Origin of the sequence: Croceibacter sp., from assembly GCF_002716225.1 — a bacterium.
Classification (GTDB): Bacteria; Bacteroidota; Bacteroidia; order Flavobacteriales; family Flavobacteriaceae; genus Croceibacter; species Croceibacter atlanticus.
Genome location: NZ_PAZX01000007.1, coordinates 244,756 through 257,520, shown reverse-complemented (window position 1 = coordinate 257,520; position 12,765 = coordinate 244,756). Strand labels below are relative to the sequence as shown.

Sequence of the window (12,765 nt, the reverse complement as noted above, 5' to 3'; positions counted from 1 at the left end):
CAAAAATGCTAGTTATTACTCCTGTAACGTTATTCTTAAATAACCTAAACGTGGTGATACTGTTGTTCCATCACCTAAAGGTGCGTCGGATATTTGGGTAATTGGTTGTTGCGGTATTGTTTCAGCATTATCATAGCTAAATGTATTTCCGTTTTCTGTACCAGCATCATAGGCCTTTACATCAATTTCAACAGTGTTTACCCAAGAACCATTTTCAAATAATGATACAGATGATACTCCAGAAAACCAATCTGGGCTTGGCGCTATCATAGCCACATAACTTAACTTAGAGAAATTTTGAGTCGCTTCAACAGTAAGTAAATCTGTGCCATTGCCTGGTATACTTGCTGGTCCAATTTTATATTGGTTTGCCTCTCCAGCAGATATTAACGTTTGCATTTCAACTTCTAAATTGTCATTGTCGCCTATTTCAGACATATCTTCAATACCTGTACTAGCCAATTCGCCTTCAGTAAATAAAGTCACATTAGCATTATGCGTAAGTAGTATGGTTTTAGAAAAATGGTCATCATTAGGAAACATATTAGGATGACTTTCTGCGGTCCACTCACCTATAAACTCAACAGTATAAGTTGCCGTTAAGGGACTGTTGTCATTAGGTTCTTCTGGCACCTCATTAACTGTATTAAAATTATTGTCTTCGTTATTTTTGTTAGCATCTTCATCTACATTACAAGATATAAACACACAAAATAACACTAATAAAAAGGGCTTAAAGGAATAGGTCATAACTACTGAATATTAAACTATTAGGTCGAAAATAAATAAAGTATCTTACATACTAACGTAAAAACTAATACACTAGTTTTAATATCCTAAGCACACTGAGTTTTTTTGATTATTTTTGTGCAAAATTTCACATTACTTAATATCTACCTATGCAATACAAACGCATCTTACTCAAACTTTCTGGTGAAGCTTTAATGGGAAACCGCCAGTACGGGATAGACCCAGATCGCCTAGCAGAGTATGCACAGGATATTAAAACTATTATAGATAAAGGTGTAGAGGTTGCAATAGTTATTGGTGGTGGCAATATCTTTAGAGGTGTTGCTGGAGCTAGTAGAGGTATGGATCGCGTACAGGGCGATCATATGGGTATGCTAGCCACAGTAATTAATGGCTTGGCACTACAAAGTGCTTGTGAAGATGCTGGCATACAGACACGCTTACAAACCGCTATAAAAATAAATGAAGTTGCAGAGCCTTTTATTAGGCGTAAAGCTATGCGCCATTTAGAAAAAGGACGCGTGGTTATTTTTGGTGGAGGCACAGGTAATCCTTACTTTACTACAGACTCTGCTGCAGTTCTTAGAGCTATAGAGATTGAAGCAGATGTAATCTTAAAAGGAACTCGTGTAGATGGTATTTACACAGCAGATCCAGAAAAAGATAAAGAAGCTACTAAGTTTGATTACATAACGTTTGATGATGTCCTTAAAAAAGGTTTGAAAGTTATGGATACAACGGCATTTACATTAAGCCAAGAGAACAAATTACCTATAATTGTATTTGATATGAATACACCAGGTAATTTACTAAAAGTGGTTTCTGGAGAAACTATTGGAACCAAAGTTAATATGTAACTTTGGCGCAACATTTGATTTGAGTTTTTTTAAAATACTATAAATATCATGAACGACGATTTAAAATTTATAATAGACAGCACTAAGGAAGATATGGAGAAAGCCATAAAGCACTTAGAAAAGCAACTTATAAATATACGCGCAGGAAAAGCTAGTCCTGCAATGTTATCTGGAGTAATGGTAGACTATTATGGGTCTCCAACACCTCTTAATCAAGTTGGTAATGTAAATACACCAGACGCAAGAACAATATCTATTCAGCCTTTTGAAAAATCTATGATCCAGGAGATTGAAAAAGCTATCATGAATGCCAATTTAGGTTTTAATCCTATGAACAATGGAGAGAGCGTAATTATAAACGTGCCACCATTAACAGAAGAGCGTCGTAAAGAATTAGCTAAACAAGCTAAAAACGAAGCCGAAGAATCTAAAATTGGGGTTAGAAATGACCGTAAAAATGCAAACCAAGAAATTAAGAAGTTAGAAGACGCTTCTGAGGATCTTAAGAAAAACGCAGAGATAGACGTACAAAACCTTACAGATAAATACATTGCAAAAATAGATGAAGTGTATGCTGCAAAAGAGGTTGAAATTATGAAAGTCTAACTATTTTTCATTTAGACATTATATACTGCCTAAAACATTAATGCGTTGTCTTAATGGTTATCATTAAGAATGTCTTTATGTTTTAGGCAGTCTTTTTTTAAATAAATTGTTATGCTAAGACTGCTTGTTTTTGTTTGTTGCTTGTTCTCTATAACGGGAACTGCTCAACAATTTATTACAGGAACAGTTACAACACAAAAAGAGCCTTTAGCATTTGCGCAAATAAGCATAAACAATAATCCTGTTACCCTAACAGATATTAATGGGGTTTTTGAATTCACAAACTCTACTTATGCTAAAGAGTTTACAGTTAGCTATATTGGCTTTGCTCCAAAAACTATTAAGCTAAAAGACTCAAAATTTAACTATAGCATTGTCCTTAAAGCATCTCAAGAACAGCTTAATGAGGTTGTTCTTACAGAGCAAAATAATCCTGCAAATGAGATTATAGCATTAGCTATTAAAAATAAAACTCAGAACGATCCAGATCAAAAACTGTCTTCTTATAAATACACCTCTTATAATAAGTTTATTATAGATAATGAAGATTTTAAAGTTGACGTAGATTCTGCTAATTTTGAAATTGAAACACTTTTAAATTCAAGTAGAGCCTATCTTTCAGAAAAGGTAAGTACTTACGAGTACTCTAAGGAAAAGGGATTAAAAGAAACTGTTAAGGGTACTAATACTGCCGGCTTTGAGAAACCAGTTTATGAGCTTTTAGCATTACAACTACAGTCACTCTCGTGGTATAAAGAAGACTATACTGTTTTTGAAACCGACTATGCTAGCCCACTTTCAAAAAAGCCCTTTAATAATTACAGGTATAAAATACTAGACACCACAACTGGTAGTAGGCCAGCTTATGTAATTTACTTTAAGCCAAAACGACAGCGAGCAGTTGCAGGTTTAGAAGGAGTTCTTTATTTAGACACAGAGTCTTTAGCGCTTCAAAAAGCAATAGGACAATTAAATGGTGTTGTAAATATTGAAACCACACAAGAGTTTAGTTATCTAGACTCACAAGATGTGTGGTTTCCAGAGTCGTCATCTGTGACAATAAAACCTGGAAAAGGAGGTAAATCTATCTCTGTTTTTGGTGGAAATATTTCTGTAGGGCAATTACAAAGAAAAAACACTAAAAAAAATGACACCATAAGCGGTATAGATGCAGACAAGCTATACTTAAGCTCAACATCTACAGTTTCAGATGTTATTTTAAATCCAGATTTAGCGCTTAGCCGTGGTAATTACGCTATTGAAATCTTACCAGAAGCAATAGATAAACCTGAATCGTTTTGGGAAACTTACAGGTCAGAACCATTTACAGATAGAGACAAAGCAACCTCTAAACGCGTAGACAGTATAGTTAAAGCAGAAAATATTGAACGCCGTATAGATGTTATTCAAAACTTTAATGAAGGTTATTACCCTATCGGTTTTTGGGATGTAGATTTAAGAACCCTTGTAAAATATAATAATTACGAAGGTATGCGTTTGGGAACTGGCGGTATTACCAATCAAAAATTTTCAAAAGACTTTAGGCTAGAGGGTTACGGTGTGTATGGTTTTAAGGATCACACCTTTAAATATAGCTTTGGTGCTGGTGTGCTGCTTCGAGAAGAGTCTTCTTCTTGGTTTAATGTAAATTATACAAGTGATGTTGCAGAGGTTGGTAGCTTTGTTTACCTCACAGATAAGCTGGTGTATTCTCTTTTTGAACCAAGATTGGTTAATATAGATTTTTACTACCAGCATAAAACGTGGCGTACAAGCTTACAACATAAATTTACTCCCAAGCTTCTTACTGAAACTATGTTCAGGAGAAGTCATATTTTCCAAACAGCAGGATACCGCTTTTTAGATGATGGCGTGCTATACAATGATTATCGCATAACAGAAGCTGTTTTTGCAGTAAGATGGAGCCCTTTTAGTAAGTTTTTGAGAGGACCGAGAAAGACGATAGAGTTTGAGGAAAATTTCCCTAAGTTTTCTGCTCAAATAGTTCAAAGTTTTGATGGTGTTTTAGAAGGTGACTTCAATTACACAAAAATTGGCGCCAAAATAGACTATCAGATAAAACGCTTAAATAAAAGCCACACAGCTATTTTGCTAGAAGGAGATTATTCTTTTGGTAACATACCACTAACGCATTTATTTCACGCCTACCCTAACGCACCAACTAAAGAAACTGTTTTTCAACGCTTTTCAGTAGCCGGAAGACGAAGTTTTGAAACTATGTATTTTAGTGAGTTTTTTAGTGATAAACTTGCAACCTTACAAATAAGACACACATTAAGACCGCTTAATTTTACAACTAAGTTTCAGCCAGAAGTTGTGCTTATTTCACGTCACGCTATTGGTGATAGTGGTAACCAAGAGAACCACAGTAGGCCATACAACACACTAAATCACGGTTATAATGAAGCCGGTTTAGAGATAAACAAACTGTTTTTAGGGTTCGGAACTAGCTTTGCTTATAGGTATGGTGCCTACCATTTATCAGACTGGACAGACAACCTTTCTATTAAATTTACATTTTACCTTAAATTGTAAGTTATAATCCTTTAGTATTCCTAACAATGCCTAACTTTGCAGCTCTTAATTTGAGTTGATGGCTAAACTATTCAGTTTTGGGTTCTGGAATACAATTGCACGATTTATACTTCGAAATCGTCTATTAATATTAATTGCAGTAATTGGTGCTACCGTTTTTCTTGGTTCACAATGGAAACACATGCAGTTTTCTTTTACTGAAGCCAATTTACTACCAGATGATCACCCTATAAATATTGAGTACAATAAATTCTTAGACAAGTTTGGAGAAGAAGGTAATCTTATTGTTATTGCCACAAATGACTCAACATTATTTACACCCAAGAAATTTGAAGCTTGGAACGCTCTTACCAAAAAACTAAGAACTTACAGCGAAGTAGAATCTACAATTGGAGTTGACAACCTTAAGAGGTTAGAAAAATTTTCAGACCCAAACAGGTTCGAGCTTGTTGATGCTGCACCAAAAGTTTTAAATGCAGATTCATTAAAAAACTACGAAACTACCATATTTAACAAGCTTCCATTTTATGAAGGCTTGGTATATAGCAAGAAGACCAATACAGTACAAACCGCACTGTATTTAGACAAGGCTATTATAAATAAAAAAGCCCGTAAAGACTTTATACTAAAAGAACTCATTCCAATTATTGAGGAGTTTGAAGAAAGCCAAGACATTAATGTTTATGTCTCTGGTATGCCTTATATAAGGACCCTAAACTCACAAAACATTATTGATGAAATTGGATTGTTTGTAGGTGGTGCATTATTTGTAACCTCCTTGATTTTCTTCCTCTTTTTTAGAAGCTTTAGAGCCACTTTAATTTCTATGATTACTGTGCTTATAGGTGTTATGTGGGCTTTTGGATTTTTAGGCCTACTGCGTTATGAAATTACTGTTCTTACGGCCATAATACCACCATTAATCATTGTTATAGGAATACCAAACTGTATCTTCCTTATAAATAAATACCAACAAGAAATTAAAAATCACGGTAATAAAGCAAAGTCTTTACAACGTGTAATTACTAAAATTGGTAATGCAACTTTAATGACAAACGTAACTACAGCTTCTGGTTTTGCTACGTTTATACTTACAGACAGCACACTTCTTAAAGAGTTTGGTGTTGTGGCTTCAATAAACATATTAGCCATCTTCCTGTTAAGTCTTTTAATTATACCTATACTGTATAGTTACTTACCAATGCCTAAAGAAAAGCACCTAGAGCATTTGAATAAACGTTGGGTTGAAGGTTGGGTAAATTGGATAGAAAACATTGTGCGCCATAAACGTATAATGATTTATATAGTCTCTATAATTCTCTTAGTTACAAGTATTATAGGAATTTATACCATAAAATTATCAGGAAGCCTACTTGAGGATATGCCTAAGGAAGCTAGCTTTTTTAAGGACATTGAGTTTTTTCAAGATGAATTTGGTGGCGTTATGCCATTAGAAATTCTTATTGATACTAAGCGCAAAAATGGAGTCTTAAAAGCTGCCACACTTAAACGTATGGATCAACTTCAAGAGCTTTTAGTTGATGTTCCTGAACTTTCTAAACCACTCTCTGTAGTGAGTTTGGTAAAGTATACAAAACAGGCATATTACAATGGTAATCCTAAGTATTACCAATTGCCAACCTCTCAAGAGCGCAACTTCATCTTACCCTATACCAAAAACTCATCTGCTAACGGTAATATATTAAGCACTTATGTAGACTCCACAGGACAGTATGCCCGCATGACTACGTTTATGAAAGACATTGGCACAGAAAAAATGGAGCGCATAGAGGAAGCGTTATGGCCTCAAATTAATAAGATATTTCCAGAAGACAGGTATGATGTAACATTTACAGGTCGTGCATTAATCTTTCAAAAAGGAACTACGTATTTAGTAAACAACCTTGTCCTTTCACTATCATTAGCCATTTTACTAATAGCTGTTTTTATGGCTTGGATGTTTAGGTCTGCTAGAATGATTTTTGTATCACTAGTACCAAACCTATTACCATTATTAGTAACAGCTGGTATGATGGGCTTTTTAGGCATCCCTATAAAACCATCAACAATTTTAGTATTTAGTATCGCATTTGGTATTTCTGTAGATGATACTATTCATTTCTTGGCAAAATATAGGCAAGAGCTTAAAGCAAATAACTGGCGTATTAAGAAGTCTGTTTATGCAGCTTTAAAAGAAACCGGTGTAAGTATGTTTTATACATCAATTGTATTATTCTTCGGGTTTTCAATATTCATGATTAGTAATTTTGGAGGCACAAAAGCGCTTGGAGGCTTGGTTTCTGCTACGCTACTTTTTGCTATGCTTTCTAACCTTATTTTATTGCCTGCGCTATTACTATCTTTAGAAAAAGTGATTGCAAATAAAGAGGTTATGAGAGAACCATCTTTAAGGATAATTGCAGAAGAAGAAGATATGGAAGATGTAGAGAATGAAAAATCTACTTCTTAAGCATAGGTTTAACCTCTTCTAATTTACTTGGCATAATCCAAGTGGCGTGTCCAAAATAATCCCATTTGGTATTTGCAAGATCTACATTAGGGTCTGTAAATTGCTGAAAAGGCCTACCATTTACTTTTACACGAGAATTTACATACACCGCTATATCCTTGCCTTTGGAAGCATATTCACTCTTAAGACGTTGTGCAAATTGCCACATACAATCTGGTTTGGAAGACACTGTCCTAAGTTGTTTTCTAGTCAAGTAGTCTTCTAAATTTACTCGGGTTCTTTTTCCTGTATCCTTTTCTTCAACCACAAAAGAAGTGCTTCCTGATTTACTTCTCAACATCATTCTCCAGCTAAGTCTATGGCCTTCTTCGGTCCACAAAACATTGTCTGGTATTACCCAATGCCTTAATGGCAACCCTATCTGAATAATAAACCAAACTCCAGTAATACCAATAAGGATTGGTTTATAGTTAGGTATAATAATTTCACCTTCAGAATAATGAGGTTTTCCTTTTAAAAATCTTTTGTTTATCGTTTCTGTCGTGAAGAAAAATAAAATAAATGCTAATGAGAGATAAGGAAAAATACCTATTTGAAAAACAAAGCTATTAAACAAATGAAAAAATACACTCGCAATAACTATAAACCAACGTGTACGTTTAATTAGCAATAGTGGTATAACAAGTAAGTCGAATAATATACCGGTATATGCAATACAATAATGTACCCAATCCTGTTGAAGAAAATCTCCTACCAACCAATAGTCTTTCTTACCTCTCATTAAGTTTTCTGCTACCGTGGCGTTTAGCCAATCTGGGTAAAGTTTAGCGACTGATGCGTAGGTGTAAACAATCCAAAGTTGTACTATTATAAATAGTACAACCCATCTTGGCATTTTAATCTTCTTAATGCTAGGTTTTTTCCAAGCATCTACACTAGCCCATCTGTTTGCAGGTAAAAAGATCATTATAAAGCACAACAACATTAATAAATAATAATGGTTGTTATATGAAGACTTTTGCATTAAATATACACACGCCCACATAACTGTATAGCAAGACATACTAAACCTATACTTATAACCTATCATTACCAACACCCCAAAAAGTCCCATTAATGCGTAGTAATAATACATGCCATCTCCAGGTAAAGGCTGTAAGAAATCTAAGCCGATAAAATTAAAGGTTTGTTGTGGTTCAATTAAGGTGCGCTTTATCCAACCTGTAAAAATTGCTCCCCAAGCTTCTAACGTAATGAGTAGCCCAAATATCCATCTAAAGACGATAAGTGCACTGTTGTCTATTTGCTTAAAAAGGAGTTTATTGAGGTTCATGATAACGTTTCAATATAATTGATTGATATTTTCTCATCGTTCTGCATCGCTTCAATAAGTTGATCTACGCTTGCAAATTTCTTTTCATCTCTAATACGCTTAAGCATTTGTATGGTCATTTTACTTCCATACAAATCAGTATCCATATTAAAGAAATAGGTCTCTATTGTTTGAGATTTACCGCCAACTGTAGGGTTAGTCCCAATATTCATCATTCCAAAGTATGTGATTCCCTTAAAGTTTGTTTTAACAATGTAAACTCCATTTTTAGGAATTAGCTTATAGGCTTCTTCAATTTGAATGTTTGCTGTGGGATAGCCTAAGGTCTTACCAATTCCTTTACCCTTTACAATAGTACCGGTTAACATATATGGTTGTCCTAAAAAAGCATTTGCTTTCTCTATATGACCTTTTTGCAACGCAGTTCTTATCTTGGTAGAACTCACAGCAACATCATCAACATCTTGCTTTGTAATCTCCTCAACCACAAATCCATACTGTTCTCCAAAGTCTTTTAAAGTGCTTATATCTGCGGTACGATTTCTACCAAACCTATGATCATAACCTATTATAATTTTTTTTGCTTTTAGTTGATTCACTAAAATGTCTTCTACAAATTGTTGAGCCGTTAACCTACTAAACTCTTTTGTAAAAGGATGTATAACTAAATGATCTAAACCTAATTGCTCTAATACTGAAGTTTTTTCCTCTATGGTATGCAACAACTTTATTGTGTTGTCTTGCTGTAACACCATTCTTGGGTGCGGAAAAAATGTAAGGATAACAGAATCTAGTTCAGCGTGATTAACCAAACGATTTACTATTTTTTGATGCCCTATGTGTACACCATCAAAAGTACCAATTGTTACAACGGTATTTTTAGAACCTGAAAATGTATTAGCGTTTGTGTGTTGCTCCAAAATTATTTGCCGTTAAATGTATTCATTGTGATAGATACGCCTGCAGTGCCAAAAGATTTTATAAGTTCTACAGAGGTATCTAAGCGTTCTTTCATCTGTGATTCTTCTTCCTCACTCCATTCACCTAAAACGTAGTCTACCTGCCTTCCTTTAGAAAACTCATTAGATATCCCAAACCTAAACCTAGGATAACCAACTGTTTTTAGCTGTGCCTGTATATCTTTTAATCCATTATGACCACCATCACTTCCTTTAGTTTTTAAACGTATAGTACCAAATGGTAAGTTTAAGTCGTCTGTTATAATTAGTAAATTACTGGTTCTAATTTTTTCTTTCTGCATCCAATAATTTACAGCTTTTCCACTTAAGTTCATAAATGTAGATGGCTTAAGCAGTATAAAGGTGCGTCCTTTAAATTTATAGGTTACAGTGTCTCCTAATTTATTAGGTTCAAAAACAAGATCTTCTTGTTCTGCTAAATGGTCTAATATCTTAAAACCAATATTGTGTCTTGTATTGTGATATTTTGGCCCAATATTACCTAGGCCTACAATCAAAAATTTTCGCATAGGGTCAATTTCTGGTGAAGCGTCTTTTGGTTTACTAAAAAGTCTTCCGAAGAATGCTAACATACTTCTGTAAAAATAAAAAACATCCGCCATATGGACGGATGTTTTATGATTTGCTTATGAGATTTAAGACTATTCGTCTGTTCCTTCTTTAACTGCAGCAACATCGTCTGTTTCTGTAGCTGGAACATCTCCTGGTGCCACTTCATCCTCATCATCCTCATCATCAAGAGCTGTAATGTTACGAGATGTTTTAACTTGGCAAATTACCGTGTTATCTGGGTGAAGGATTTTGTAATCGTCATTTGCAACTTCAGTTACATATAACTTGTTACCAATTTTAAGTTTAGTAACATCTGCAACGATATAATCTGGTAAGTTTTTAGCTAAACCTTTAACTTTTAAACGTCTTAGGTTAAAACGTAAAACACCACCATTCTTAACACCTTTTGCTACACCTTCACTGTGGATAGGAATTTCCATAGTAATAGGACGACCATCTACAATTTCGTAGAAATCTACGTGTAAGATAGCTTCTGATACTGGGTGAAACTGAAGATCTTGTACAATTGCGTTGTACTTTTCTCCATTATCTAACTCAATTACGACAGTGTGTACATCTGGCGTATAGATAAGGTTTCTGAACTCTTTTTCTTCTGCTGAAAAATGTACAGGTTTTTCTCCTCCGTATAATACGCAAGGAACCGCTTCAGCATTACGTAGGGCTTTAGTTGCCTTCTTCCCTAGGCTTTCTCTTTTCGATCCGTAAATCGTAATTGACTTCATATTAGTCTATTTTGATTAATTAATAAATTACATTACAAATGTCGAACTAATCGACTTGTTGTGGTGTACTCTTGTCATAACCTCTGCAAAGAGTTTAGCACAAGACACCACTTTTATCTTATTGCTTTTTTGTGTTAGAGGGATTGAATCTGTAACAATTAATTGTTCCAGTTTAGAATTCTCTATACGCTCATAAGCATTCCCAGATAAAATTGGGTGTGTACATATTGCTCGTACACTTTTTGCGCCACGCTCCATCATTAAATCTGCAGCTTTTGTTAATGTTCCAGCAGTGTCTACCATATCATCTACAAGGATGACATTCTTGCCTGTAACATCACCAATTAGCTCCATATGCGAAATAACATTGGCCTTGGCACGTTGTTTATAACAAATAACAACCTCACTTTCAAGAGCTTTACTGTATGCATATGCTCTTTTAGAACCTCCCATATCTGGAGAAGCTATCATAAGATTGTCTAAGTTTAAATCTCTAATTTGCTCCAAGAAAATTGTTGAAGCAAATAAATGATCTACTGGCCTTTCAAAAAAGCCTTGTATTTGGTCTGCGTGAAGATCCATTGTAATTATACGTGTTGCTCCAGCAGTCTCTAGCATTTTTGCTACCAATTTTGCCGCAATTGGCACTCTTGGTTTGTCTTTTCTGTCTTGTCTTGCCCATCCAAAATATGGCAATACTGCAGTTATATGTCTTGCAGATGCACGTTTAGCAGCATCAAGCATAAGTAACATTTCCATTAAATTATTAGGTCCAGGATTTGTAGACCCAATAATAAAAACTCTTGTACCTCTTACAGACTCCTCAAATGAAGGCTGAAATTCACCATCACTATAAGTTGATGTTATAACGTTACCAATTGGCACACCGTAATGGCTTGCTATGTTTTCAGCTAGTGTTTTACTTTGTGTACAAGCAAAGATTTTTGCTTCTGTAGTAACCTCTGGCATATTGATTTTGAGTTGGTTAAGCTTAAGTTTTCAAAATGAGGTGCAAAAATAGGTAATTCTTTGAGTTTAAGGTAAAAGAATGTGGTGAAATTTAAGGTTACCTATAAAATAATTTGTTAATTTTGCCGTCCATTAATGCTCAAGTGGCGGAACTGGTAGACGCGCTGGATTCAAAATCCAGTAACTTCGGTTGTGCGGGTTCGATTCCCGCCTTGAGTACGAAAACCCATAACAGCAAATTCTATTTGTTATTATGGGTTTTTTATTGAAAAGTACTTTTTAATCATTCTTCAGAAATAGCTGTTAACGTATCTTCTATAGATTAAGTACCTTTATAAGCTCCAATTAAACTATTAAAAACAATGAATCAATTACAGCTTTTTTTTGAGCTTGGTTTAACTCACGTCTTAGATATTAACGCCTACGATCATGTATTGTTCTTTATTGTATTAGTAGCTGTGTATTCATTTAAGGAATGGCAAAAAGTTCTTGCTCTGGTTACACTGTTTACAATTGGACACACACTCTCATTAATAGTATCATCATTCGGTATTTTTACGGTTGACAGCTCAATTATAGAGTTTTTAATACCCGTAACCATTATACTAGCAGCTGTTTACAATTTAAAGATTGCGGATAATAACACAACTGTCAGAAAACATTATGGTCAATACATTGCGACGCTTTTCTTTGGGTTAATACACGGTTTTGGGTTTTCAACGTATTTTAAAATGATAGCTACTGGAGATCAAAAAGTTTTGCCATTAGTAGGGTTTGCAGCTGGAATAGAAGTATCTCAAATTCTTGTAGTATTAGCCGTTCTAGGAATTAGTTTTGTTTGCCAGTCTTTATTAAGCATAAGTCGCAGAGATTGGATTATTGTTTCCTCTTCTATAGTAATAGGTATAGTTTTACCAATACTTTTTGAAAACTGGCTTTGGTAAGCTCT

General features: G+C 34.6%; 11 protein-coding genes and 1 tRNA gene. 6 read left to right on the top strand and 6 right to left on the bottom strand.

Translation table 11 applies throughout. The annotated features are described in order from the left end of the window. Window positions 1-15: 15 nt before the first annotated feature. Window positions 16-750, bottom strand: coding sequence for a spondin domain-containing protein (locus tag CL818_RS04950; protein ID WP_272972755.1), 735 nt, complete (start codon window positions 748-750; stop codon window positions 16-18). Between the two features lie 149 nt (window positions 751-899). Between CL818_RS04950 and pyrH the strand changes: the two genes are divergently transcribed. The 4 genes from pyrH (at window position 900) to CL818_RS04930 (ending at window position 7,239) form a co-directional block, all read left to right on the top strand. Continuing rightward, window positions 900-1,607, top strand: coding sequence for a UMP kinase (gene pyrH, locus CL818_RS04945; RefSeq protein WP_013186576.1), 708 nt, complete (start codon window positions 900-902; stop codon window positions 1,605-1,607). A gap of 48 nt (window positions 1,608-1,655) precedes the next feature. Continuing rightward, window positions 1,656-2,213, top strand: a complete 558-nt coding sequence (frr, locus tag CL818_RS04940; protein ID WP_272972756.1) for a ribosome recycling factor — start codon at window positions 1,656-1,658, stop codon at window positions 2,211-2,213. A 111-nt stretch (window positions 2,214-2,324) separates the two neighbouring features. Continuing rightward, window positions 2,325-4,769 carry a DUF5686 family protein gene (locus CL818_RS04935; protein ID WP_272972757.1) on the top strand — a complete coding sequence of 815 codons (2,445 nt, stop codon included), beginning with the start codon at window positions 2,325-2,327 and terminating at the stop codon, window positions 4,767-4,769. 58 nt (window positions 4,770-4,827) lie between these two features. Further along, entirely contained in the window at window positions 4,828-7,239 is a 2,412-nt protein-coding gene (locus tag CL818_RS04930; protein ID WP_272972758.1) for an efflux RND transporter permease subunit, read from the top strand. Here CL818_RS04930 and CL818_RS04925 read toward each other — a convergent pair. From CL818_RS04925 to CL818_RS04905, 5 genes are all read right to left on the bottom strand, one after another. Then, window positions 7,229-8,572 (bottom strand): HTTM domain-containing protein, encoded by a 1,344-nt coding sequence (locus tag CL818_RS04925; RefSeq protein ID WP_272972759.1) that lies wholly within the window; start codon window positions 8,570-8,572, stop codon window positions 7,229-7,231. The genes CL818_RS04930 and CL818_RS04925 overlap by 11 nt on opposite strands. Further along, on the bottom strand, window positions 8,569-9,492 hold the full coding sequence (locus tag CL818_RS04920; protein WP_272972760.1) for a bifunctional riboflavin kinase/FAD synthetase: 924 nt from the start codon (window positions 9,490-9,492) through the stop codon (window positions 8,569-8,571). The genes CL818_RS04925 and CL818_RS04920 overlap by 4 nt, the downstream gene beginning before the upstream one ends. 2 nt (window positions 9,493-9,494) lie before the next feature. Next, window positions 9,495-10,124 (bottom strand): aminoacyl-tRNA hydrolase, encoded by a 630-nt coding sequence (gene pth / locus CL818_RS04915; RefSeq protein WP_272973099.1) that lies wholly within the window; start codon window positions 10,122-10,124, stop codon window positions 9,495-9,497. A 69-nt stretch (window positions 10,125-10,193) separates the two neighbouring features. Next, window positions 10,194-10,847 carry a 50S ribosomal protein L25/general stress protein Ctc gene (locus tag CL818_RS04910; RefSeq protein ID WP_013186569.1) on the bottom strand — a complete coding sequence of 218 codons (654 nt, stop codon included), beginning with the start codon at window positions 10,845-10,847 and terminating at the stop codon, window positions 10,194-10,196. 27 nt (window positions 10,848-10,874) lie between these two features. Next, window positions 10,875-11,816 (bottom strand): ribose-phosphate pyrophosphokinase, encoded by a 942-nt coding sequence (locus CL818_RS04905; RefSeq protein ID WP_013186568.1) that lies wholly within the window; start codon window positions 11,814-11,816, stop codon window positions 10,875-10,877. A 137-nt stretch (window positions 11,817-11,953) separates the two neighbouring features. Between CL818_RS04905 and CL818_RS04900 the strand changes: the two genes are divergently transcribed. After that, a tRNA-Leu gene (locus CL818_RS04900) sits at window positions 11,954-12,035 on the top strand. Window positions 12,036-12,178: 143 nt separating this feature from the next. Further along, window positions 12,179-12,760, top strand: a complete 582-nt coding sequence (locus tag CL818_RS04895; protein ID WP_272972761.1) for a HupE/UreJ family protein — start codon at window positions 12,179-12,181, stop codon at window positions 12,758-12,760. Window positions 12,761-12,765 lie beyond the last annotated feature (5 nt).